The sequence below is a fragment of the Yoonia maritima genome (assembly GCF_043641945.1).
Lineage (GTDB): Bacteria > Pseudomonadota > Alphaproteobacteria > Rhodobacterales > Rhodobacteraceae > Yoonia > Yoonia maritima_B.
The window spans coordinates 243,302-268,378 of the sequence record NZ_JBHZRX010000004.1; the positions used below are offsets into that span (position 1 = coordinate 243,302).

A 25,077-nucleotide genomic window follows, 5' to 3' on the forward strand; every position below is an offset into this window, starting at 1 on the left:
ACGTTGTTTCACCTAGACGTTAGCTGAGCGGCTTGGGGTTGCGTTTTTTTGCCCATTGCCAGCTGACGCGTCCAAGTTCTTGGCCTTCGTGGAATTGTCCGATGGACAGGCTGTTGCCAGGGCGTCCGGCTTTTGCCAGACCTTCAACTATGAAGCGGCATTTGAGTTGCGCATTCGCCCCCAGCACCACCTTGGGAATGACCATTCGTTTTGCCGCTGGCAGCACTATCTGAGCGCGCTGGCGCTTTTCGGTGAATTTGCATTCCAGATCGAGTTCTCCACAGATGGGCTTGGCCAACTGCGCGGGCACGTCCATCGTGACCTTAACCTCGCGCGGCAGGCGACGGTTGATTACAAAGTCAAAGACCCGGCGTTCCTGATCAGGAAAATTGGCGACCAAGAAATCCTGTACGGATGGATCGCCTGATGGGTCGTCGATGTCATCGATCACGTTGAAATTGCGCCAAGCGACGTTGTTGTTGTCACGGATAAAGTTGCTGAAGCTGGGAAAGCTGGCAGGCAGTACCGGGGCGGGATCATTGGGATGATCCAGCAGTACAACAAAGCAGTAATGGCCGGTGCCGGGGATATCGGCCTCTGCCCATGTTACGCCTTCGGTGACCACAAGGCTGTCGTCATCGGGTACGGTGACGGGTGCCGTTGTCCCGATCAGGTTCCACATGTTTGGGGTGACGAGGGTTGATACCTCGCTCCAGAACACGCGGGCGGTTACATTGTTGGCGGTCTGACTGCCGCGGTTGCGCATGCGGACATAGATGAAATTGTCCTGTCCGGCCTCGACCTGAAACCCGAGCGAGGCGTCATTCTCCGTGCCGGACCCTTCGCCAAAACTCGTTTGAGGGTCAGCTACTGGAACTGGGCGCACAATCACATCAGGGCTGGCGCTGACGCCGCCAGAGGATGGCACGCTGCCGTCGTCACCTACGTTGTCACGCGCGTAAACATCCGCAGAAAGGCCAAGGCCTCCCTCTAGTATTGCGCGAAGATCTGGCATGACGCCGATATTGCCTGCCACCATGCCCCCCTGTGCGGTGCCCGTCGCAGGGTTGGACAGAATCAGTCGCATCTGTGCCGGCGACAACCGCGCACCTGTGGCATTTTCATGCATCGCCTGCACAACCATGCCTGCGCCTGTGACAATCGGTGTGGCAGAGCTGGTGCCGCTGAAAGAGTTAGAATAGCGGTCATCTGGTCCCGTACCTGAGTCCAGCGTGCCATAGCCAGTGGTCACCACATTCTGCCCCCAGCCATAGCAGTTCACCCGTGCCCCAAACGACGAAAAACCCGCCCGTTCGTGCGGCACCGTATCCACCGCAGCCCCACAGATGATGGCGCCGCTGTCGCGGAAATCAGCAGAAGCTGGGTTGAGGATATTCAACCCTCCCACCATCAGCGCATCAAGATCAACCGTGCCGTTGCCTGCGGCCTCAAACACGATCCGGCCCAATGCACTGGCAAGCCGGGTGGCGTCAAAAGCATCGTCAAAAATTTCGACTGGTGCGCCAAAGACAGCGCCTGTCGATTGGATTTCTAGTATAATACAATCACCAGCATTCACGCCGTTGATCGCCGCGACAATCGCGTTTGTATAGTCAGATGAGGTGTTGGCCACAGCGTCATAATAGGACGAGGCATGCACGACCGTTGCTGCATTGGCGATACCAACAACGCCGACGGTGTTATCCTCAGCGATCATTTCACCCAGTACTGCTGTGCCGTGGTTTTCACTGCCGGGGCGGTTGTCGCCATTCAGCAATGTGGGCGCCTTGGCCAGATAGTCTTCATGGGCCAACCGCCAGCCTCGCTCGACATCCACAACACCCATCCCATCACCGCATCCCGCCGGTTGGGTCCATGCCCAGCGTGCATCAATTCCAGTCGGGGCCGCATCAAGATACCCTTGCTGTGCATTATAGGGGTCATTGCCGGGGTTTACCGCGGGGTCGCTGCCGTTTTCTTGGGGGTAGGCCCGCGCCACGCCGGGTGCCGCTTGCAGCCGCTTGGCGATGTCATCTTCGCGCCCGCCATGATGACGCGCATCCAAAACCCAATAGCTCAGAAGACTGCGCAGCGGGGGGAAAGGGCTTTGCCTTGCGGCGCTCTCCATTTCGCGTAGTTCGGTTGGGCTGACGGCGGTGACAAGGCGACGTCCTTGCCCAAGATCAAATTCATCCATAATCGCCGCTAAGGTTGCCAGCTGCATGGTCTTAGCCACCTCTGCCAGCGTTTTGGCATCGTCGAGAGCGGTGATATTATCGACCTCGGCCAGCCGGATGACGATAAAACCCGCACGTTCCTGTTCTTGCTGGGGCGGTCGGTCGGTGATGCCGGGTCTGTCTGTTGGCGCCAGCCCCGGCACTTCAGCAAGCCGTTCGGCCAATCTGTTGGGCAGGTTTTGATCGATGATCGTGCGCAGCGGCGTGTTGATGGCACGGTTGAGAAGATCTGTGCGAATACGTCCGGTAAACATGGGAGGCTCCTAAATGTTTGCATTTAAATCAATGTCTTAAATATAGAATCGCAAAGAAATGAACGAAAAATAACTGCCCATTCCGTATATCAACAGTGGCACATCGGGCAGTAAATGCACAGTAGGGGAAGCCTTACCGTAGCGCGGCTTGAGATTGCGACAAGTCGCGCTGAGCCGTTCAACAATCGGTGGTTTTTGCCGGTAGCAAGATAATTTTAGTTCGGGCGGATATCTAGGCTGAAGTAAACGACTACGGAAGACTGAGCGAACATTCCCTTACTTGCATGGTATTTTAACGGGAATGACAGTGGGAACGATATGAAGTAGGTGTCGAGAAAGACCCTGAAACCTCTGATGATACGAGACATCGTAGAATGAATGATTCTAACAAGGCCCACGATTTCCAGGAGGATATCGACGCGATCGGGCGCAGCACAGTCATTCCTACACTGCTCGAGACCATTGTGCTTGCGACTGGCATGGGATTTGCAGCCGTGGCACGCGTGACTGAAGCGCGTTGGGTGACGTGCAGGGCTGTCGACACTATCTCTTTTGGATTAACGCCGGGAGATGAGCTTGATATCGAAAGCACGCTTTGTCACGAGGTCAGGCAATTTGACCAGGAAATCGTGATCGACGATGTGGCCAGCGATCCGATCTACGTTAATCATCACTGCCCCGCCCGCTACGGGTTCCGCGGCTATATCTCGGTTCCGATACGACGCGCGGACGGATCGTTTTTTGGGACGCTCTGTGCCATTGACCCCAAACCTCACAAGCTTTCCGATGAACGGGTCTTGGGAATGTTCCGTCTGTTTTCTCAGATGATCGGAGAAGTCTTGGATGCCGCTGAAGCTCTCGCTGAGAGCGAGGAAGAGTTATCGCATGAACGCGACCTTGCTGAGGTTCAGGAGCAATTTATCGCCATTCTGGCACATGATCTGCGCAACCCCGTCAGTGCGCTAAGCTCTGGACTGCGGATGATAGAGCGCCGTGATATAGACGCCACGACGATTGAGCTTGTTGGTTTCATGCGCGCCTCAGTCAGCCGCATGGCACTATTGATCGAAAACCTGCTCGATCAGGCACGAAAGCGCAACGGTGGCGGGATCGTCATTGAGCGAAGTCAGGCCGAGGATTTGGGCGCAGCCTTGTCGCAGGTGTCCGCCGAACTTCAGACTGTAACGCCGGACCAAGGCATCAAGACGACCATTGAGCTGTCAGCTCCGGTGTTCTGCGACGTCGCGCGCATCTCCCAGCTGTACTCCAACCTGTTAGGAAATGCAGTCACTCACGGTGCGTCAGGGAAGCCCATCGAGGTTGCAGCCCGACTTGTCGATGGTGACTTCGTCCTTACGGTCGCCAACAGCGGTGACCGCATTCCCGAAGACCTACTTCGAACTATATTTATGCCATTCGAGCGCACAAGCAATCGTCCCAGCCGCGAGGGGCGCGGGCTTGGACTGTATATCGCTATGGAAATCGCGAAAGGACACGGTGGGACGCTGACGGTGACCTCGAATGATGACGAAACCGTATTCTCCTTCCGTATGTCCAACCCACAAACATAGTCGCAGATAAATAGCCCCCGTTGCGTCATTATAACTACAGGCACGAATTCCATAGTTACTTGAAAAGTCTTAAATTGATGCAAACCCTCTTTTTGGGGGATGTATGATAGGGTTCATTTTTCCGCTGCCACGAGCTCCATTCAAAACCAAAGCAGTTATTGGAAGTTTCTGGCTCTATTGCGAAAGCCGCCTTTCACAACATTGCAGGATTGCGGGAATTTGGCCTCGAAAGACCTTGCAGTACCAGACGCCCGCAGAGGAGTTCGCACAGTGTGTTGCGTCGATCTGTTGACCCCGCCGGACAGAGCCGACATTGCCGCCCATGATATGGGCGGCTGCTTTCGATAAATGATGTCACTACCAAGCTGATCCCGTACTTTTTTCATGTGCGGGTGTGGCTGCATTCACAGTTGGTATCGAGCGGAAAACCAGTGCTGCCGTCCACTGAAATTGATTTTTTCCTTTGTTCCCTGTATCGGTAACGATACGGACCAAGAAGACTGGCATGTTGCCGGATTTGAAGCGGTTGCTGGAACATGATGTCCAAGCTGCCCGCAGGGTCCAAATAGACCGATCCGAACAGGGTGGTCGCAACCCACATCATTCAGACAGTTGTCGCCGATTGCTTTTCAATCGCAGTGAAGAAGGAGCACCATGACCAGTTATGCACAAGCAAGAGTGTCAAACCCCTCGGGCCACTTTGAAACACCGGATCGAGTTGGCGGAAAACCATCGAGACCTTGCCCTGTTCAATCTGGCTATCGACAGTAAATTGCGCGACTGTGATCTCGTCCGGATGAAAGTCGCAGATGTAATGGCGTCAGGGCAGATCAAAGCGCGGGCGTCCGTACTGCAAAGCAAAACCCAAAAACCAGTTCGGTTTGAAATTTCGGAAGGTACGCGGGCATCGGTCGCAAAGTGGATGGAAGCCCCCCTGATGGTCGGGTCCAAATTTCTCTGGCCTGGACGTTTCCACGAGCGCCTGCACATCTGGTAATCCCCCCATTTTTAATGGGGTCCAGCCGTAGAATTCATGCGGCTGTTTTCAGTTTCATTGCGGGTGTGATGCCGCCGATGCCCATGTTGGGCCGCTCGTTGTTGTAAGTCCATAGCCATTCCGTTGCCTGGTCTTGTGCTTCCTCAATCGTTTCAAAGATATATTGCCCCAGCTACTCGCCACGAACGGTTCGGTTGAAACGTTCGATATAGGCGTTCTGCTGCGGCTTGCCCGGCTGGATGTGTTCAAGCCGGATGTTGCGTTTCTCGGCCCACGTCATGAGCGTCCCACTGATATATTCTGGGCCGTTGTCGACGCGAATTACCTGTGGCTGACCGCGCTACTCAATGATCTGGTTCAAACTGCGAACGACACATTCAGCAGGCAGCGAAAAGTCCACCTCTATGCACAGGCCTTCGGGATTGAAGTCATCCAGCACATTTAGTGTTCGGATCGAACGACCATCCGCCAGTTGATCCGCCATAAAATCCATCGACCATGTGTCGTTTGGGGCCTCAGGCACGGCCAGCGGCTCAGGTTTATCACGCTTCAGCCGTTTCTTGGGTTTGGTCCGCAGGTTCAGCTCCAGCTCGCAGTAGATCCGGTAGACGCGTTTGTGGTTCCAGCCATAGCCTTGGACGTTGCGCAGATACAAAAAACATAGGCCAAAGCCCCAAGTGCGCTTATTCTCGGTCAACCGTTCCAGCCAATCGGCGATCTCTTCGTTCTCGTCGCTCAAGATTGGGCTGTAGCGGTAGCACGTCTCGCTGATCTCGAACGCACGGCAGGCCAGCGCAATGCTGACCCCATTTTGCGCGACCGCACTCAAGGCCATCTCTCGCCTCTGAGACGGCCTTAACGCTTTTTCCAACGGCTTCCTAAAGCAAATCATTCTGCATGCTCATCTCGGCATACATCTTCTTCAACCGACGGTTCTGTTCAGCCATGTCCTTCATCTCAGCGATCAAAGACGCATCCATCCCACCAAACTTGGCCCGCCATTTGTAAAAGCTGGCGCTGCTCATGCCATGCTGGCGGCAAAGCTCGGAGACGGGTGTACCGCCTTCAACCTGCTTCAACACCGCCATGATCTGCGCGTCGCTAAATCGTCCATTCTTCATCGTAAATCTCCTCAGATATCTTGCCGAGAAAATTCTACTATTGAACACCTCTAATTTTAGGGGGGATTACCGTTCTTCAAAACCGTCATGGCAGAACTGATCTGGCGGCATCCTTGGGAAACACGGCGCAAGGCCGAGATGGCCATCTTCGAATACATCAATGGCTTCTACAATCCGCGTCGCCGCCACTCAGCACTGGGCTGGAAAAGCCCAGTCGCATTCGAACGTAAGGTGGCTTAAACGAGCACTTGGGGAGGCACGAAAGCGCGACAGGACCAGTAGTAAAATCCACCTGTGGGCAATCTCAATAATCACTCCATGAATTTTTATCATATCCATAGGTATCGAAGTCTGTTTTGAAAACTTTATGGACTTTTTCCGCCACATCACCTGTATAATACTTCTGTTTGGAACTGAATGAAGCATTATCTCTTGACCGTGCGGATTTAACTAGCTGATCAGGAGCTCCTAAGTTTATTAGCACTTGCTCCAAATCCGATGAGAACTGTTCAAAACGTCCGATAAAATGGAATTTGCAGTAAGGGTGCCACATAGTAAGATATTGGTGGAACCAGTGACGATCCATGTCATATGCTCTTTGTTTTTCCACAAAATCCACGAATTCACTGAATGACACAGGAGTATTATCCAGATTTATCGAGCGAGCAGATTCACCTGTAGAATGGGCCTTTATTTTACATGCAACCGAGACGTAATTTCGCTTATCTGGAGATTTTTGGGGCGCTAGGATCTTATCCTTATAGGCAGACAATAGCCGATCATATGGATTTCGCACAAAGCCAAACCGGTAAAATGAAGGGTCGTTCAGTACGGTATAAAGCCCTATGCCGGTTAGTTTTTTAGGTCCAACCATATTGGTCAGCTCTTTATTGTGAATATGTACCTCCTTTTCAATCATTTCGTCCCAACGCTTCGGCCAATTGTCTAGCTCGAGTAAGCATTTTTTTATTTTTGTGCAGCCAACTTTCGAGTTTTCGATATAAGCTACGTTCGAGTTTCGCAGTAGTGTCATACTCGCTTGATAGAACGGAGCGTAGTAGTTACTACGCCGAACACGGTGACCTATCAAAGTTCCTTTGAGGCTATCAATAGCTTTGAAAGACATGTCTTATTTGTTCTCGATCGGACGCCACGTGGTGTCTTTTCTCAATGGAGACCGCACCCCCAGCTCACTATCGATTTCATGCTGAATATTCCATTTTTTGTGGAACAGTTCGATACCATCTGTACGGGCACGTTTAGCGCGATAAGCGGAATTCTGGACGCGGTTGTGTAACACGCTCAAACTTGGATCAAAAACAAACTTCTTTTTATCTACAAGTAGGTTTTTGACATAAAAGTCCATGTGTTCGCCTGAAATCTTCATTCTTTCGTCCCAATGTAGCTTTTCAGGACCGAAATCACTGGTTCGAAACACTGCTAAATTTTGTAATATATCAGCATCCATAACTCCGCGATCCATGTCAAAACATAACGAGTAAGGAAGCTGATAGAAGGGGATACGGATCAAAGTGCCAGTAAGCGGCTCATATATAGCATGAAATGTGAAGTGGCGCTCCATTTTACGCATTAGACGCATTTCCGGTGTGTAAATCACATCCCTATAAAACCCGCCCACGCCCGATAGCGAATGCTCTTCATCCAGTGCTCTTATTGCATTACCAAGACTAAAATCGTGATCTAGTATGAAATCGTCATCACAAAGAACAAAATATTCAGTTTCGACGCTTGCAACCAAACGGTTTCTAGCAGCGGATAGCCCGATATCTTCGTCCATAGGCACAAGGCTAACTTCGTATTGCTTTGCAAAATTAGCAAAGCTTTCGGGAAGACGAGTATCTTGTATGCCGAATATTATCTCTACCGAAGAACTAAATCTTGCTCGTATCGAAATAGCTAGAGCCTGCATAGCATCAAGCCTATCGATACTAGTCGCAATGAATGTTACTCGCTTTGAACCTATGTCAAAATTTTCATAACGCTTTCGGAGTTCAATCCCGGCTTTATCATAGCTAGATTTTTGCAATTCAGAAAATTTCGAAAGTTCCCCCCACTTTATGGTGTTGTGTCCATCCGGCCAAAAAACGTTCATCCATTTTCCAAGGTGTATTTCTGTAGAAATGCCCCACTTGCTTGAATATAAACCGCGAAAGTTTTGCCTAAATCGTTTCTGTCTATATGCCGCCATTGTCTGATCGGTTATTGCATCCACGTCATATGCAACCATACGAGGGTTCGCGAGAATTTTGGCATCATCCCGACCAGCAACAGCATTTTGTGTATTAAAGTAAAAATCTAAGTGCTCAACGCCAATCTTCAGATCTTCATCCCATTTCAGCGCAAGTTCACGATATTTCTGAACATTGAAAAACCCAAAGTTTTCAACAACATCTGTAATCCGACACGTGCTGTCTATATCATATCTAGGCGTTTTTATACCTTCGATGATGCCAGGATCAAAGAGCACCGCCAAGTTAGCCTTTGGCTTTCGAAAGATAAAGTTGTTGAAGGGAGGATTAATCGACTTAACTTTTTTTCCGTCTTCCGTGATTGATATTTTTCCAGAACGGCCACCAATTACCAACACACGGTTATCTTTTGATATTATTTCAAAGCTACGGAGCATTTCTTGAAACGGAATTTCTACAACATCATCGTCCAACATAAAAAAGTAAGACGTATCACATGTATCAAACATAAGATTCCGGGCTGCTGATAGCCCACAGTCATATTCAACAAAATGAACATCCACTGAATTATCAGTATAAAACTCTCTAGCCTCATCGTCGGCCAAATTTTGATCTACAACAATAATTTTGGTTTTTGGGAAGTCCCGGCGGAGTGTGCGCACGGCCTCAAACGCAGCGGGTCTTCGATCAATGGTAGTAAACCCAAAGGTTACGTTGCTATCAAATCCCACTAGGGTGTCTGTATTTGATTTCGTTGTATCAACAAACATATCTGGAGCTTCTTTCATAACAATTAACCCTTAGGAAACAAAAACCGAACTGGGCGCAAAATAGGATTTGATGAGTCTGCAAAAAACTGACGTGGCGCGCGTCTGAATTTTGCCATTTTGCGTTTCAGTTTTGATTCATTGGATACTCGACGATACATTTTTTGTCGTTGAGTAGGACTCGAAGGAAAACGAGGCTGAAAATCCTGACTAGGCGGTGTCGCTCGATGCTTTGTCTGTTTCGCCTTCAATCTGGGCTTAACTGCGCTACGTGCATAGTAATCATTACTAACTTGCAGGTGCATGTTATTTCCTAAGGTCTGATCTATGTGAGGATAAAGCCAAGCAAACACTGATGGGTTGTCAACCTGATCTGAAAAGACAAAGCGTTTTTGATATCCTGGCTGTACCACTTGTTCGAACAAAACGCGCGGGCTCCCGTCTTTATCGACCAAGTTAGCAACGGTGGGTGCATCTCCCCGATCCGCAACGGATAAACATGAGGACATTAACGCATTTTCAATCTCAACTTGTGAAATTACAGGAATGCTTTCACTAGGTTTTTCGATGAAATCAAATATTTCAGCTAGGCTCTGACTGACCTGAAGTGAAGGCAGTATTGTTTCGAACAAAGTGCCAGTAGTTATTACGGGTTTTCCGGCAATTGCTGCTTGCAGTGCATATCTAGGTGACTGGGTAATAATCACATCGGCAGATTCGATCATGCACTCCAACGCTTGATCGTTCACACTGAAAACATTCTTAGCCGGAAACTGAAAATTTTCACCTATAGATAGCTTATCGTAAACCATTACGGCTTTGTCTTCCCCCATCAAGGGGAACAAAGCATTCATTAGAGACCTAAATTGTGCAGGTGGCATGCCAAACAGCGAAGTTCCTATACTGTTGCCTGCCATAACCTCGGCTATATCTTCAGTTAATATAAACAAGGGAAGACTTTTATCTTTACGCCATCCCGAATTTCTAAAGATCTCTGCATTCATCTCTGCACTTTCTAGTGAAGAGAATTTTGAAACTAGATCTTGAAATGACGACTCAATTGGAGCGGGTGAAACAAGATCGCCATCTAAGTAAGAAAAGTAAAACATTACTTCCGGTGAAGCTGTCGGGTACACAAAATCGAAGTCCTTTTTATGAGACGTTAAGCCATCAAACGTCTCATAAAAAAGCTTATCGGGGTTAGTTGCCCCAATAACGGTTCGACCGGTATCATCACCGTTAATAAATGAGCGGTTTTGTATATTTATTTCTGTTGGCTTGCTAACCGTGACTACAGATTCCGGTGGGTACAATAGGCCGTTTGCAACTGAAGGGTCGTCACTATATACTTTGTATTTTTTTCCGCTTTTTAACGTTGCGTTTTTTTCAAAAATAATACCGTTTTTGACTAACAAATCAAAACGTTTTTCATTTTTAGAATAAAACGGACGCCAACCTCTTCTTTCGTGATCCACATGAAAAAGATAAAGTCCGTTTTCAAGCGCCTCATTTCCAATGAACCACGCAACATCGCGCCAACTTTTTAATGTGTTAACCGATTCAGATGTTTTCCTATGGAAACCCGTAGCGCTGGACACGCCCGGAAATGGCTGCGGAAATGACATTAACTTCCATAAGAAGTGCCAATCCTCCATACCCCACCCTCGGAAACCCTCATGTTGACCACCTAGAAGTGTGAAAAAGCTTTTTCGTATAAGAATCGTAGAATTTACCACTTGAATAGTATCAACACTCTCAGAGAGCGGTGAATGAATAAGGTCTTGAAATCGCGATTTTCTTAGATCTGAAATGGTTGAGCTAGATGGAAGTGGTTTCAGATAAACGACAGGAATGATAGAAAAGTAATTTTCAGCTTTTGCTAGCCTGCCACTCTGAATAAAAGTATAGATGGATTTCATGAAATCTTTAGGCGCTATCAAGTCGACATCAACAAATAGAAGATATTCTCCAGAGGCTTTTGCAGCACCAACGTTTCGTGCGCGCGCAAGTCCATACTTAGTCGTAGCATCTATATCAGTGACGTAAACACCACCAAATGACGTTACTATTTCTTCAATGGCCTTCCTCGCGGCAGCGTCAGGCGATGAATCCACGACCACTATCTCGGTTTCTGAATACCCATCCTTGAACAAAGACGAATAAAGAGTCCTATCTATTACATCAGATTCGGCCGCTGCGTGCACACATGCAATTATTGTCAACATAGGATTATGCGAGGGCGTGGATATCTTTTGTTCGGTAGCCATTAGGTTTGAGTCTTTGGAAGTTGAACTTTTCGTTCCTGACACTTTACCTAAATTCGATTTTTTACTCACAGAATTTCCCATACCTAGACACCCAAGCTGCGCTCATACTTATAACACGCGGCACACATGACTCAACTTGAGGATGACATCAAGTATGTTAACGGGTAATCCCCCCATTTTTAATTGTCCGTCATCAGGGTTTTTGGCACCACGTGCGGCTTAAACTAAGAGAGAGTTTGGCTCATCTGGTTGGTTTGATTATGCGGCGCGCTGGCGGTGATGCAAGCGCCGGGTTTCGAGTGTCTTTCGTTTGATCCTTTCTCTTTGTTGTAGGATGGCTTTATCCCGTCTGAAGTAGACGTCGGCAGGTGTGACGTTGTTGATGCTCTCGTGATATCGCTGGTGATTGTAGTGATCGACGAAGGCTTTGATCTGGGCTTCGAGATCACCCGGCAGGAAGTAGTTCTCCAGCAAGATGCGGTTCTTCAAGGTCTGATGCCACCGCTCGATCTTGCCCTGCGTTTGGGGATAACTCAGCGATGCTGTCCTCGCCGCGCAAGCCATCCAGCAAGATGCGGATCTTCTCTTCAGATGAATAATGTTTGCGGGTGGCGCGTTTGATATCTTTGACGATCTTCTCGCCAGGGCTTTTGCGTGTTCCATTTGTCTGTCTCATCTCCCACTCCTCAGTGGTTACGATGAGCCAAGAACACTCTCTTACCAAATGCCGTTACTTGGACCCATAGGCGCTGACGTTAGACAGGGGTGTAAATTGTACCTTAATACCGCTAACAAACAATAGTATTGGATGATGTGTTAGGAGTTTATTGGATGCGCGTCTTACTAACTGGTGGTGCAGGCTACATCGGAAGCCATACTCTTCTTAAGTTGCTCCAAGAGCAGAACGAAGTGTTGGTTTTGGATAACTTTTCAAACTCTTCAATGGAATCTCTCCGCCGCGTCAAACAGTTGGCCAATAGAGATTTTGATTTTCGAAATGGTGATATTTGTAATTCTACACTTATGAATGATACCTTTAATGCCTTTAAGCCTGATGCTGTCATACATTTTGCAGGCTTAAAGGCAGTGGGTGAATCTAATGATAAACCTCTCGATTATTATACTCACAATGTGACTGGTAGCGTAGAGTTATTGCGTTGCATGAGAAGGCACGGATGCAAGCAAATTGTGTTTTCATCATCAGCTACAGTTTACGGTGAAGCTGATTATCTGCCGTATGATGAACAGCACCCTTTACGGCCAACCAACCCCTATGGTCGGACAAAATATTTTGTTGAAGAAATTATTAAAGATTGGACTGCCTCATGGTCAGAAGCTAGCGCCGTACTGTTGCGTTATTTTAACCCAGTAGGTGCTCATGATTCTGGCAGGATAGGCGAAGACCCACTCTCTACTCCAAACAATTTGGTTCCATTTATTTCTCAAGTAGCTATCGGGCGATTAGACAAATTAAATGTTTTTGGCAGCGACTATGACACCCGAGATGGGACTGGTGAACGTGACTATATTCATGTTGATGATTTAGCACGGGCACATCTATCTGCAGTTCATTTTGCGTCTAAGAATAAAGCTTGCGAAGCAATAAATGTTGGAACAGGTCGCGGTGCAACTGTACTTGAGATGGTAAAAGCTTTTGAGAGGGCATCTGGTCGGCCTATCCCACTAAATATGGCTGCACGGCGAAACGGCGATGTTGCTAAAAGTATTGCTGATGTTTCGAAGGCCAATCGTTTGCTAGATTGGGAGGCGATACACAATATCGACGACATGTGTCGGTCCACTTGGAATTGGCAGTCGTTGAATCCTTTAGGGTATAAATAGTGACCTTGGCCTTAAATTCCATCCCGTTTTGTGCGGAACCCTTGGGGTTAAATCTTTGGCCTTAGGCAGCCATTTTATCCATTGGCGTCAGATTTGTGGACCTGTCGCGGTTTGATGCCGCTCCTTTGATAGCATTTACTGCAACAAAGGAGACTGACTATGGGACTGAAACGTACGGACGAATTCCGCCAAGATGCGGTGCGGATTGCACTGACCAGTGGGCTAACGCGTAAGCAGGTAGCTGATGATCTGGGCGTTGGCATGTCGACGCTGATCGCGGCCCGAACAGTTGGCTGTAAGGCACGGACATTGTGAACTGAAGAAAGTTACAAACCCGACAAGCCACTAAAAAAATTAAAAAAAACCACCGACCCTAGCAAGGCCGGTGGTCATTTGATGTGTGGGGAGTGGTCAAAAAACACTCTTAAGTGGCCAAGTTAAAGGTGTAAGTTCATGTCATCAAGCTTTGTCCTGACTTGTTTCAGGGCGAGCTGTGTATCGTCCGCAATCTCTCTCAAGGAAATATATTGTGCTCGAAAATTCTCTAAATCAGCCTTGTTGAACAAACGGATCCTTACACCCTTCGAGTTTTGCACCCAGTCTTGACGCACGTATGGTGTTCCATCCGCCGTGTAGAGCTTTGCCAACCCCGATAGCCCATACTTTGGAATTCCAATAATCCGTGCGCCCTCATCAAGACCCACCCAACCTTCTGCCAAACGAGGCGAATTCTGGCTTCAACGAGAACATTGGCCAGTTTTCAGGGGTGCGAAGTAAAAAAGTCTTCGTGGACTGATTTTCGTTTCACGCCACGTGTACTGGTGAGAAGAGAGCAGGTCGGTTGGCTCTGTAGCAGCCGCTCCAAATGCCACCAAAACATCCATGGCGGATTTAACCCGCCAATCGAGCGGTCGATGTATCGCAAGCCTGCGTTTCTGGAAGTTAGTGTGCCTGCCTTTGGCTTTACATCACGAACGGCCAGTAGTCGCCGGTCAGGGGGCAGCCCGTAGCTGCAGTGCAGCTCCACCATAGCGGCCATTCATGGCGTCATGCAGCGTCAAATTGCAGGGGCTTTGCGTAACGAAGGCAAGCCAATCCAATTGAATTTCGAGCGCAGCAAGGAAATCAGCCATGATGGCAGCAACATCGTCCCTTAAGGTGGAGAACGGCCTGATTACGGCGCGACATGACATCTTTAGAAAGCAGTTTCTACCAACTTATCATCGCATCGGGGAAAGGGTCTTGCACCGAACATCTCATTATCGAAACTATCAAACTGAATAGGACCGAGCACCCCCGAATTGCGTTGTAAAACTCGACCTACCCACTCAAGCTGCTTCAGGACGGCCTCTCCGTGAGCTTGGAGCCGATGATTATCGCAAGGGCGTAGCCAAAACTGGAAATCAGAGTGAGCAAATTTTGAGACGGCAGGGACAATGGCGACAGAGGCACTGATATACATAAACCATGCGTGGATGACGCACTACAAAGGGCCACGGGGAGACAAGGCTGAGGGCAATTTTGGTTTTCTTAAGACGAACGAGATCGCCCACGAATCTTGGAACTTCGAGCCGATCAGGCGAAAGGTCTATGGCTATGTACCCCGATCTGCCAAAATCAATATTTCACGGCTGGGGGCGAAGCGTGGCGATACCGAAGTGAATGGCGTGACGGTTGTCTGGATTGCGAGAAATCCACGAACGAAGAAGACTGTTATCGTCGGCTGGTATCGGAACGCACACATCCACAAGGATGCCGAGCATCGACGTCTGAAGCGTTCGTCAGATTTCGAGGTAGGATATCAGATCGAAGCGCCCGCTGCCGACGCCGTACTTCTGCCAATTGATGCGCGTTCGTACACTATTCCCACGGCAAAGGAGCCTGGAAATTTGGGCCAAAGCCCAGTCTGGTATGGCAAAGGAGCAGCCTTCAATAGGGATGTCGTTGCATACATAAACCGAGGCGGACAACGCGTCAGACGGCCTGCCAAAGTTCCAAGACAGACCGACCCAGAGTTGCGCCGCAAGGTAGAACAGGCTGCGATTAACCACGCGATTGCTTACTATGAATCAGACGAGGGTGGTTCTCATAGAGTGGAATCAGTCGAGAAGGACGGCGTCGGCTGGGACCTTGAAGCGTTCTCTGAAGACGGCACCCGCCTTAAAGTCGAGGTCAAAGGGCTCTCTGGTAAAGACCTCGTCGTCGAACTGACGCCAAACGAATACACGAAAATGCTATCACCTGAACACCGTGCGGACTACGTCATATACGTACTTCTGAAGGCGCTTTCTTCCAATCCGGTGGCTTACATCTTTCGCCACGATGCAATTTCATCGAAGGGAAAAGACCTGGTCTGGGTGACCGACGACGGGCAACGTCTGCGGATTGAACCTATTGTTGCGGCCCGGCTGTCAATTGCTTGACTAAGATACACTGCATTGGTTGACTAAGTCGGCCATTTACCGACATTGAGGACGCTTCGAAAATGCTGCGATCAAGTCCGCATTGCAGTCATTCGCTCTGATGCGCGCGAATCAAATGCTTACAGATGAACGAATAACGTCGATCAGACGTCGAAACTCTTGGTTATCAGAAGCGCCTTTCCAGAAGTTTGCGAAACGACAGACGACTTGGAGATTGCCGGGCTCGTAGTGCCCGCTGCTGTCGATGCGATCCAAGGAAGCGAACATCGCTGTATCGCCGTTGACTTCATCCAGTTCGAACGGAAGGCCCGTCAGTTCGCAGCAATACTCCTGAGCCCCCATAAGCTCGGTGACATAGTCTTGAAGAGCCGCTGCCGACGGGAACCCGAGGTCCTTCTTCTTCACAATACGCTCCGCAGTCTGACCATTCGATGAATTTGCGGTTGCAATGGCGGTGCGAGTCATGCGTTCAGCAGCATCTGCTGCTTCGAAAAGCTCCGCAGCTCGCTGGTACGCAATCTTATCCGCCTGCGTCCCATACTTGATCGGGGCATATCCTTTCTTAGCGGTTTCGCTTCGTTTCTTCCAAAGTGGAGTGCCGTGCCACTGGCTTAAGTCATCTCCCGCGATCAATGCAAATGTGTAGTCTCGGTACAAAGGACTTAGAGACTGTAGCGTAGCCTCAGTGGACAAGAAGTCTTTTGCTTTGGGGTGTAGCTCGTTCCACCTCAGTGGAAGGCCTCTCTTTGACTTGTTCGACCAAGGCTCGCAGGGCTTATGGCAAATTACGACCTCACGCCCGCGTTCGATGGGTTCCCTTTTCCTTTCGTAAGAAGGTGCCTCACTGCGAGACGTCGTCCACCAGAGTTCGTCTCCATCCTTATGAATCCAGACATCGCCTACGGTCTCAGCGACAGTTGTCATCAAGTTGAACCAACGAGAGGCTGTCGCCTTGGTCGGCTTTTTTCCTGCCGCAGTGGTATCGTTAGCCATGCGGCTGGAGACGTAGCCCTCCCGGTCATTCGCCTCCCAACATTTTTGGGCGTCGATGGCGTTGATGGTCGCGACTGTTCCGCGTTCCCGACAGGTCGGCCATTCGTAGTTCTGTCGGCCGAAATTTGCGATGTAGACATTCATCGTGATTCAACGTGCTCCTTTGCGCTTATCTGCTCTGACTTGCTTGCATGGAAAGCCGTTCTGGGAAGAATTTCTCAAAAACTATGCAATATCGAAATCTATGTCATACCACTTACATGATCGGCCCATAGCGGACTTCCCCGCCCCTCTTCGATGCCGCGCTGCAGCTTTCGCTTAGCTGCCATTGTGTGCAACATTCCAAATAGAGGCTGAGCCGACGACCCGACCCGCAAACCATTGCCTGCCGGAGCGCTGGCTCTCCGGTTCTGCAGGGACGAAGTGCCGGTGATATCGTGCCCAGGAGCGTCGCTGACATCGGGCAAACGCGCCGATGCCATGGGCAAAACAGAATTGCCGCGAACCAGCATCTTTTTTCAAAGATCGTGCTGTCCACGGACCAAAGCTTACCCCAAGAACCCACGCCAAAGGCTGCGCGAAGAGACATGACTGACAGGAGCAGAACCCAAGGCATCTCTCTGGCGGATCAATCAGCTTCAGCAAAATGCCTTGACTGAGAAGAGCGCATTACCGGAGGCTGGAGCCCATCGCTGCCCCGCACACATATCTGAAAATGAGCAGCGTCCTTGCAAGCATGCGAAAGCGCGGTGCTGTCGGCATATGCCTACATCAATTGCTCTGTATGTTCTTGCGAAGCCCTGACACCAGACCTCTCGTTCACGACCGTTGCCACGCCCTGAATTTTGTAAATCACCTCGTAAACAACACCACTGAACTTTCTGACAACCGCTATGCGTCGCGCCTGGCGATCCAGTCATGGTCCGGGTGGTTCCTGAAGCGCCAGTTTCTCCGCGGGCCGGCCATGACGTTGAGATAGTACATCTCGTAGCCGTAGGGCGCGCCGCAGGGATGGTGCCCCTTGGGGACCAGAGTCACATCGTGACTTGCGACCGACATGGTTTCGTCCAACGCACCGTCTTCTGTCCAGACCCGCTGATGGCCATAGCCCTGATCAGGGTTCAGCCGGTGGTAATAGGTCTCTTCCAGGTAGGTCATGTTGGGGAAGTCGTCCTCGTCATGCCGGTGGGGCGGGTAGGACGACCAATGCCCTGAAGGCGTGAAGACTTCGGTGACCAGAAGGCTGTCGGCCACATCGCGGTCTTCCATTGCGATGTTGTTGATGTAGCGCGTGTTCGTGCCTTTTCCGCGTTCGGTCAGGGTGATGCCATCCGGGCCAAGCTTTTTCGCCTCGTGGCCCGAATGCCCCGGTGCCGTACAGACCGCCAGCGTGCAATCGGTGGTGGCGACCGCCCGCCAGTCGCTGCCGTTTGGAATATAGAGGCAATGCGGTGGCGTCTTCTCAAACACGCTCATCCGGTTGCCCATTTCGCCGAAGTCTCGATCTCCGGTTGACAGTTCAGCCATGCCTTCAACCAACACCAGAATAACCTCTCGGTCACCCGTCGCCTCTGCCGCCGTCTCACCAGAAGCGAGACGGTAAAGGCCGAAACCAACATACCCCCAATCCGGACTTTTCGGCCCCCTGGCGCTGTCGACGGTGATGTCGTGGACTTTGCCACTGGTGCCGTTGGGGTGTCTGAGTAGGTCTGGCATGGGTTCGTTCCTTGCTTTGGCGGTCAAAATGTCAGCCGATCAGGCCGGCATCCTTGGCGAGGGCTTTCAGAGTCTTCAGGCCAAGTGACTGATACTCAAATGGGCTACGCACGTCCGGATCCTGCTCTGCCTCGATCACAATCCAGCCGTTATAGCCATTCTTGGCCAGCACCTTGAGGCAATCGGCAAAGTCCACAGCCCCCTCCGGATCGCCAGGCACGGTAAAGACACCGCGCCGCACTCCTTCGAGAAAGCTCAGATGCTGCGAACGGACCTCGGCCTTGATCGGGCGTCGGACATTCTTGGCGTGGAAATGTCCGACGCGGTCGATGTATTTGCGTAGGTAGGGCGCAGGATCAGCACCATTGGAGCCGAAGTAGAAGTGGCCCGCGTCGAACAGCAACTTCGTGTCCGGCCCCGTCACCTCCATGAAGCGGTCGATCTCGGCCGGTGTTTCGACCACGGTGCCCATGTGGTGGTGGTAGACCATTAGCAGTCCCTCTGCCGCGCAATGGGCCGCGACCGCCTCGACCTTGGTGCCAAACTCCTCCCACTGCTCGGGCGACAGCGAGGGGCTGTCGTGTAGCGGGGCAGAGTCGTTGCCGTGGATGGCGTTCGAGGTTTCGCAGGCGATGCAGACGGTACAGCCCATCGACTTGAGCCTGTCGAGATGCGGCTGGATCATCGCGATCTCCTCCTCGACCGACCGGGCCAGCAGGTTGAGCGAATACCACGCCGAGATGAATTGCAGCCCGTGGGGCGCAAGCACGGCTTTCAGATCATCTGCTTTCCACGGCATCTTGTGGCCGTTCTCGATGCCGTCAAAGCCGATCTTGCCTGCCTCTGACAGGCACTGCTCCAGGGTGATATGGGCGCCGAGGGTCTGGTCGTCGTCATTGGACCAGGCGATGGGGTTGGTTCCGAAGCGGATCATGGAACATGTCCTGTGATAGGGGTGTATATGGGAATGTGACGGGCCTCAGCCCATCACGCGGGCGCGAAGCTGCGCCTCATAGGCTTTGCGTTTCTGTCGCACCTCGTCGCGCTCGGAGACTTCAGGCACGGCCACGTCCCACCAGTATCCGCCATCCGGCGTGCTGGGATAGGGATCCGTATCGATCACCACGACAAAGGGGCCATTAGCGCTCTTCGCGGTGACCAGCGCCTCTTCAAGTTCGGCGATGCTTTGCACATGCACGCTTTGGGCCCCCAGCGACGCCGCATGGGCGGCAAAGTCGATGGAAGACGCGGTGACATGGTGCGAATGCGCGAGCATGTTGTTGAACTCGGCCCCGCCGGTGCCCATTTGCAACCGGTTGATGCAGCCGTAGCCCCGGTTGTCGGTCAGCACGATGGTGAAGTTGATGCCCAGCATGGCAGCAGTGGCCAATTCGGAATTCGCCATCATATAGCTGCCGTCGCCAACCATGCAGACGACATCGCGGTCCGGCTGGGCCATCTTGATGCCCATGGCACCGGCGACCTCGTAGCCCATGCAGCTGAACCCGTATTCCATGTGATAGCCGCCGGCGCGCGGCGCTTTCCATAGTTTGTGCAACTCTCCTGGCATGGTTCCGGCAGCGCACATCACCACCGTATCAGGACCAGAGCCGCGCTGGACCGCGCCGATGACCTGCTGATCAGTCGGCAGCGCATTGCCGTCCGTGGGCGCATCAGTCAGTGGATCGACCGCCGCGAACCAGGCAGTCTTGAACGTGCCGTCCGGGGCCGTCGCGGTGAAGTCGCCCAGTGCCTGGGACAACTCTTTCAGGCCACGCAAGGCATCGCATTGCAGAGGCATCGCTCCGTGCTTCATGGCGTCATAGGCGGCGACGTTCAGGCTCACCAGTTTGCGCGCAGGGTTCCGGAACAAGTTCCACGAACCGGTCGTGAAATCCTGAAACCGGGTGCCGACACCGAGAACCAGATCCGCTGCCTCGCAGATCGCATTGGCGCTTGACGATCCGGTGACGCCGACCGGGCCAAAGTTCAGCGGATGATCCCAGGCCAGCGCCGACTTGCCTGCCTGGCTTTCAACAACCGGGATCCTGTGTGTCTCGGCAAAGGTTCGCAGAGCGTCTGTGGCCCCTGCGTAATGCACGCCGCCTCCTGCAACGATCACAGGAGCCTTTGCCGCCCGGATCGCCGCGGTCACCCGCCCAAGTTCGCCCTCGTCCGCACCGATCCGGCGCTGGTGCCAGATGCGCGGTTCGAAGAAGGCTGCCGGATATTCGTAAGCCTCTGCCTGCACATCCTGACAGAACGACAGGCACACCGGGCCACAGTCGGCCGGGTCTGTCATGGTCGCAAAGGCACGCGGCAGCGCTGTCAGGATCTGTTCTGGCCGGGTAATCCGGTCGAAATAGCGCACGACGGGCTTGAAGCAGTCATTCGCGCTGATCGTGCCGTCGTTGAAATTCTCAATCTGCTGAAGGACCGGGTCGGGACCACGGTTTGCAAACACATCTCCTGGGAGCAGAAGAAGTGGCAAACGGTTCACATGGGCCAGCGCGGCGGCTGTCACCATGTTCGTGGCTCCCGGCCCGATCGAAGAGGTCACCGCCATGGCACGGCGGCGCCCCTGTTGTTTGGAATAGGCGATGGCAGCGTGACACATCGTCTGCTCGTTGTGTCCGCGATAGGTCTGGATCGCGTCCCTCTCGGCGTAAAGCGCCTCGCCAATACCAGCCACGTTGCCGTGACCGAAGATTGCCCAGACACCGCCGAGGAAGGGCACACCATCCTCGTTCATCTGCACGCAGAGATATTTGACCAGCGCCTGCGCGGCGGTCAGCCTGATGGTTCTGGTCATGCGGCGTTCCTTTTTACATCGGCGCGAGCGTCGTCCCAAAGCTTGCACAGCCGCGTGTATTTGTCGGCCATGTCGCGCACAATCTCGGCGTCCGGCGTGGTACCCGCCATGTACCGCTCTGACGCTGCGCCAAAGATCGTGCGCCCGACGGCAAAGCCTTTGGCCAGCGGATGGCGCGCCGCGACTTTGAAGCTGGCCGCCAACGTTTCCTCATCGGCCGCCAGCCCCAGAACGACGATGCCCCGAGTGTGGGGGTCATTTCTGGTGATGGCATCGCAAGCGTTGGCCCAGGCGGCATCGGTCGTCATCGGTTCCAGCTTCCACCAGTCGGGATAGACACCAAGATCGTAGAACCGCTGGATGATCGTCGCGGTGGTGTCATCATCAATCGCCTTGACTTTGGACGGGATCACTTCAAGCAGGAATTCCAGCCGGTTGCGCCGCGCCGCGTGGAACAAACGTATCACAACGGCTTCCTGGTCTGCCTTCATCTCGGACGTATCATCGGGGTGATAGAAGCACAGGCATTTGACCACGTGATCGAGCGGCCATTCCGACAGTCCGCCGAAATCGGGCCCGATTTCGGGCTCAAGCGTCAGCGGGCGCGAGCCAGGCCACTCGACCGGGCGGCCGATCCACAGTCCTTGCCCCGCCGCCTTATAAAGCGCATCGCGCCCCAATCGGCTGTCACACAGCAGGCCATAACCGGGGCGGCCGTCTGCCACCTGATTGCAGGCCTCAAGGCACAGTTCCTTGAACGCTCCGATCTTGGCGGGCGTTGCGCCCTTCAGACCCTCAAGCTGCATCCGGTGGTCGAAGGCAAAGACCCGCATCGTCGACCAGTCACCCTTGCGGTTGGTCGCCCAGTGGATCTGCTCCAATTCGCCATCCTTTCGCAGGGCCTTGTCCTTTACCCCACGGTCCAGAAAGAACTGAAGTTCGGTCCAGGACGGATAGGCTGGTGTGCAGCCGTGGCGTGACACGGCGAAGGCCCCGCAGGCGTTGGCGTATTTCAGGGCGGTCGGCCAATCTTCATCGTCCAACCAGCCCTTGAGAAGACCAGACATGAACCCGTCGCCCGCACCGAGCACGTTAAACACCTCGATCGGGAAACCTTGACCGGCGATGCCGTCGTCCAGACTGTCGGGGATCCCATCTTCGAAGGCCACGGCCCCGGCAGCGCCGCGTTTGCAGACCAATGTGGCATCCGAAACGGCCCGCACTGCGCGCAGGGCCGCGATGGTGTCGGTGGTGCCGCCTGCGATATGAAATTCTTCCTCGGTGCCGACGATCAGGTCGAAATGGTGCAGGGTGGCTTGCAACTTGTCCGTGACCGCTTCGGAAGCGATGAAACGGTTTTCGCCGTCACCGTGTCCCGAAAGGCCCCACAGGTTGGGCCGGTAATCGATGTCCAGCGCCGTGCGCGCGCCATGTTTGCGCGCCAGATCCAGCGCCTTCAGGACGGCGGCTTCGGTTCGCGGGTTGCTCAGATGGGTGCCAGTCACCACGATGGACCGCGCGCCGGCGATGAAATCCTCGACGATATCGTCTTCGCATAGTGCCATGTCGGCACAGTTTTCGCGGTAGAATATCAACGGAAACTGTTCCTGATCGCGGATACCCAGCAGGACCAGCGCGGTCAGGCGTTCGGGGTCAGTGACGATCCCGCCGGGATCGACACCTTCGCGCACCAGTTCCTCACGGATAAAGCGGCCCATATGCTCGTCCCCAACGCGGGTTATAAGAGCCGATTTAAGACCCAGACGAGCAGTTCCGGCGGCGATATTGGTGGGCGAACCGCCAATATATTTCTGAAAGCAACCCATATCCTCAAGTCGGCCGCCGATCTGCGCACCGTAGAGGTCGACGGAAGAGCGGCCGATTGTAATCAGATCAAGCGACTTGGCCATCAGATGGTCCCCCCGAGCGAGCCTTCCAGAGACGCCAGTTCCTGACCACCGGCCATCAGATCCTGTAACTCTTCTGCCGTAATCTCTCCACGCGCCGCTGTGCCAAGGGTCTTGCCCCGGTTCAGCACCGTGAAACGATCCCCCACTGCCATCGAGTGGCGCACGTTGTGGGTGATGAACACCACCCCGACGCCCTGCTTGCGCACCCGGTCGATCGTCGCCAGCACGTTCGAGGTCTGCCGCACTCCAAGCGCCGAGGTCGGCTCGTCGAGGATCAGCACTTTGGCACCGAAATGCACAGCGCGGGCGATGGCGACGGTTTGACGTTCACCACCCGAAAGGGTGCCGACAGCCTGATCGGGACCGCGCAGGTTGATGCCCATATCGCGCATCGATTCTACGCAGATCTCGTTGGCGGTCTTGATGTCCATTCGCTTGAACAGTCCGCGTCCGGTCGTCGGTTCGCGCCCCATGAAGAAATTGCGTGTGACCGACATCAGCGGGATCATGGCAAGATCCTGAAACACCGTGGCAATCCCGGCTTCCATGGCATCTCGCGGGCTGTCGAAGTTCATCGGCTTGCCGTCCAGCGTGATTGAGCCCTTGGTGGGCTTGTGCACGCCCGACATCGTCTTGATGAAGGTCGACTTGCCTGCGCCGTTGTCGCCCAGAAGGCAGTGGCATTCGCCGGGTACCACGTCAAAGCTTACGCCGGCCAGTGCGATGATATTGCCGAAATGCTTTTCGATGTTTTCCATGTGGATGATAGGTTTGGTCATATCAACGCTCCCCCGTCACGCGCTTGCGGATGTAGTTGTTGAACAGTACCGCGATCAGAAGCATGCCGCCCAGGAAGACCTGGAACCAGTCCTGGTCGAAGTTGGTGTAGCTGAGGCCGATGACAACCATGCCAAAGATGATAGCCCCGAAGAAGGCGCCGATGGCCGATCCGTATCCGCCGGTCAGAAGGCATCCGCCGATGACGGCTGCGATGATCGCCTCGAATTCCTTCATGAAGCCGCGGCGGGCGTCAGTGGACCCCGAGTCCATCACGGTGATAATGGCTACAAGGGCGGCACAGCAGGCGGTAAGCATGAAGAGCGAGATTTTAACGCGGCGTACAGGCACACCCGAATTCGACGCAGCATCGCGATCTCCACCAGCAGCGAAGATCCAGTTGCCGTAGGGCGTGCGCAGCAGGATGTAGGTCGCTACCAGAGCCAGAGCGATGAACCAGAGAATCTCGACCGGTATGCCTGGCACCTTGGGAGCTCCGTTCTTAAAAGTCTCGACAAGGCCGATTTTGGCCAACCAGGCAAACAGCACCGTAAAGGCATCCCCCGAGAACAACGGCATCAGTAAATCGTTCTCAACCGCGTCGCGCACGCCGCGCAGTTGGGTCGAACCACCGGTGGCAATTTTCAGTCCGACAAGCGATACGCCCCGCAGAATGAACAGGAACGCCAGCGTCACAATAAACGACGGTAGTCCGGTCTTGAGCACGATGGAGCCGTTCACCGCGCCGACGAGGGCCGCAAAGAGAAACGTGATCGGGATCGCGAAGAGCAGAGGCAGCCCGAAAGTAACAACACAGGCGCCAAAAATAAACCCGGCAAAGGCGACCATCGATCCAATGGAGAGGTCAAACTCCCCGCCAATCATCAGCATCGCCGCGCCAATGGCCAGAATGCCAAGCTGGGCTGCAGGTGTCATGAAATTCATAATACCTGAGAGCGTGAACATGGCGCTGTCGGCGGTAATCAAAAAGAAAATCGTAACAAGAACCACGCCGGCAATCGCGCCCAACTCCGGGCGCTTCATGAGCCGTGCGCCAAAAGACTCTTTTTTAAGCCGTTCGTCAGTGTCGATCTGGGCTGTTTTGGCCATGGCCGGTCCCCTCCCGCTATCTGGATTTTTGATGTTTTTGGGCCGCGACGCGGAGTGCACCGCGGCCTGT

16 protein-coding genes and 5 pseudogenes are annotated in these 25,077 nt (G+C 52.9%); 6 read left to right on the forward strand and 15 right to left on the reverse strand.

Annotated elements, in window-relative coordinates:
- Positions 1-19: 19 nt before the first annotated feature.
- Positions 20-2,491 carry a S8 family peptidase gene (locus ACHUEV_RS10810; RefSeq protein WP_394179724.1) on the reverse strand — a complete coding sequence of 824 codons (2,472 nt, stop codon included), beginning with the start codon at positions 2,489-2,491 and terminating at the stop codon, positions 20-22.
- A 374-nt stretch (positions 2,492-2,865) separates the two neighbouring features.
- On the opposite strand from ACHUEV_RS10810, the gene ACHUEV_RS10815 reads away from it, so the two are divergent.
- The gene (locus tag ACHUEV_RS10815; RefSeq protein WP_394179726.1) at positions 2,866-4,062 is read left to right on the forward strand and encodes a GAF domain-containing sensor histidine kinase; all 1,197 of its coding nucleotides are present in this window, start codon (positions 2,866-2,868) and stop codon (positions 4,060-4,062) included.
- A 664-nt stretch (positions 4,063-4,726) separates the two neighbouring features.
- Positions 4,727-5,053, forward strand: a pseudogene (locus ACHUEV_RS10820) (hypothetical protein); the annotation flags it as partial.
- A gap of 40 nt (positions 5,054-5,093) precedes the next feature.
- Here ACHUEV_RS10820 and ACHUEV_RS10825 read toward each other — a convergent pair.
- Positions 5,094-6,180 (reverse strand): annotated as a pseudogene (locus ACHUEV_RS10825) (IS3 family transposase).
- Between the two features lie 72 nt (positions 6,181-6,252).
- Between ACHUEV_RS10825 and ACHUEV_RS10830 the strand changes: the two are divergent.
- Positions 6,253-6,420: pseudogene (locus ACHUEV_RS10830) on the forward strand (IS3 family transposase); the annotation flags it as partial.
- Positions 6,421-6,484: 64 nt separating this feature from the next.
- On the opposite strand, the gene ACHUEV_RS10835 reads toward ACHUEV_RS10830, so the two are convergent.
- The 5 genes and pseudogenes from ACHUEV_RS10835 to ACHUEV_RS10855 all read right to left on the reverse strand — a co-directional run bounded on the left by ACHUEV_RS10835 (position 6,485) and on the right by ACHUEV_RS10855 (position 12,100).
- On the reverse strand, positions 6,485-7,306 hold the full coding sequence (locus ACHUEV_RS10835) for a sulfotransferase family protein (protein ID WP_394179728.1): 822 nt from the start codon (positions 7,304-7,306) through the stop codon (positions 6,485-6,487).
- A gap of 3 nt (positions 7,307-7,309) precedes the next feature.
- Positions 7,310-9,178, reverse strand: a complete 1,869-nt coding sequence (locus tag ACHUEV_RS10840; RefSeq protein ID WP_394179730.1) for a glycosyltransferase family 2 protein — start codon at positions 9,176-9,178, stop codon at positions 7,310-7,312.
- Between the two features lie 5 nt (positions 9,179-9,183).
- A complete protein-coding gene (locus ACHUEV_RS10845; protein ID WP_394179732.1) occupies positions 9,184-11,493 on the reverse strand; it encodes a glycosyltransferase in 2,310 nt (769 codons plus the stop codon).
- Between the two features lie 189 nt (positions 11,494-11,682).
- Positions 11,683-11,955: pseudogene (locus ACHUEV_RS10850) on the reverse strand (integrase core domain-containing protein); the annotation flags it as partial.
- Positions 11,870-12,100, reverse strand: coding sequence for a hypothetical protein (locus ACHUEV_RS10855; RefSeq protein ID WP_394180201.1), 231 nt, complete (start codon positions 12,098-12,100; stop codon positions 11,870-11,872). The pseudogene ACHUEV_RS10850 and the gene ACHUEV_RS10855, both read right to left, overlap by 86 nt.
- Positions 12,101-12,255: 155 nt before the next feature.
- On the opposite strand from ACHUEV_RS10855, the gene galE reads away from it, so the two are divergent.
- Together galE and ACHUEV_RS10865 are read left to right on the forward strand one after the other, a co-directional pair.
- A complete protein-coding gene (galE, locus tag ACHUEV_RS10860) occupies positions 12,256-13,266 on the forward strand; it encodes a UDP-glucose 4-epimerase GalE (protein ID WP_394179734.1) in 1,011 nt (336 codons plus the stop codon).
- 159 nt (positions 13,267-13,425) lie between these two features.
- Positions 13,426-13,539 (forward strand): annotated as a pseudogene (locus ACHUEV_RS10865) (transposase); the annotation flags it as partial.
- A 719-nt stretch (positions 13,540-14,258) separates the two neighbouring features.
- Here the strand turns inward: ACHUEV_RS10865 and ACHUEV_RS10870 are convergent.
- Positions 14,259-14,399 (reverse strand): hypothetical protein, encoded by a 141-nt coding sequence (locus ACHUEV_RS10870; RefSeq protein ID WP_394179736.1) that lies wholly within the window; start codon positions 14,397-14,399, stop codon positions 14,259-14,261.
- 303 nt (positions 14,400-14,702) lie between these two features.
- Here ACHUEV_RS10870 and ACHUEV_RS10875 point away from each other — a divergent pair, with 303 nt between their 5' ends.
- Positions 14,703-15,689 (forward strand): protein NO VEIN domain-containing protein, encoded by a 987-nt coding sequence (locus tag ACHUEV_RS10875; protein WP_394179738.1) that lies wholly within the window; start codon positions 14,703-14,705, stop codon positions 15,687-15,689.
- Between the two features lie 111 nt (positions 15,690-15,800).
- On the opposite strand, the gene ACHUEV_RS10880 is transcribed toward ACHUEV_RS10875, so the two are convergent.
- The 7 genes from ACHUEV_RS10880 to ACHUEV_RS10910 form a co-directional block, all read right to left on the reverse strand.
- A complete protein-coding gene (locus tag ACHUEV_RS10880) occupies positions 15,801-16,826 on the reverse strand; it encodes a hypothetical protein (protein WP_394179740.1) in 1,026 nt (341 codons plus the stop codon).
- Between the two features lie 747 nt (positions 16,827-17,573).
- On the reverse strand, positions 17,574-18,398 hold the full coding sequence (iolB, locus tag ACHUEV_RS10885; protein ID WP_394179742.1) for a 5-deoxy-glucuronate isomerase: 825 nt from the start codon (positions 18,396-18,398) through the stop codon (positions 17,574-17,576).
- Positions 18,399-18,429: 31 nt separating this feature from the next.
- A complete protein-coding gene (gene iolE, locus ACHUEV_RS10890) occupies positions 18,430-19,332 on the reverse strand; it encodes a myo-inosose-2 dehydratase (RefSeq protein WP_394179744.1) in 903 nt (300 codons plus the stop codon).
- A 45-nt stretch (positions 19,333-19,377) separates the two neighbouring features.
- A complete protein-coding gene (gene iolD / locus ACHUEV_RS10895; protein WP_394179746.1) occupies positions 19,378-21,210 on the reverse strand; it encodes a 3D-(3,5/4)-trihydroxycyclohexane-1,2-dione acylhydrolase (decyclizing) in 1,833 nt (610 codons plus the stop codon).
- A complete protein-coding gene (locus tag ACHUEV_RS10900) occupies positions 21,207-23,120 on the reverse strand; it encodes a bifunctional 5-dehydro-2-deoxygluconokinase/5-dehydro-2-deoxyphosphogluconate aldolase (RefSeq protein WP_394179748.1) in 1,914 nt (637 codons plus the stop codon). The genes iolD and ACHUEV_RS10900 overlap by 4 nt, the downstream gene beginning before the upstream one ends.
- Positions 23,120-23,899 (reverse strand): ATP-binding cassette domain-containing protein, encoded by a 780-nt coding sequence (locus tag ACHUEV_RS10905; RefSeq protein ID WP_341233502.1) that lies wholly within the window; start codon positions 23,897-23,899, stop codon positions 23,120-23,122. Before ACHUEV_RS10905 ends, ACHUEV_RS10900 begins: the two co-directional genes overlap by 1 nt.
- 1 nt (position 23,900) lies before the next feature.
- Positions 23,901-25,007: an ABC transporter permease gene (locus ACHUEV_RS10910; RefSeq protein WP_394179751.1), complete on the reverse strand. Its 1,107-nt coding sequence runs from the start codon at positions 25,005-25,007 to the stop codon at positions 23,901-23,903.
- Between the last annotated feature and the right edge of the window lie 70 nt (positions 25,008-25,077).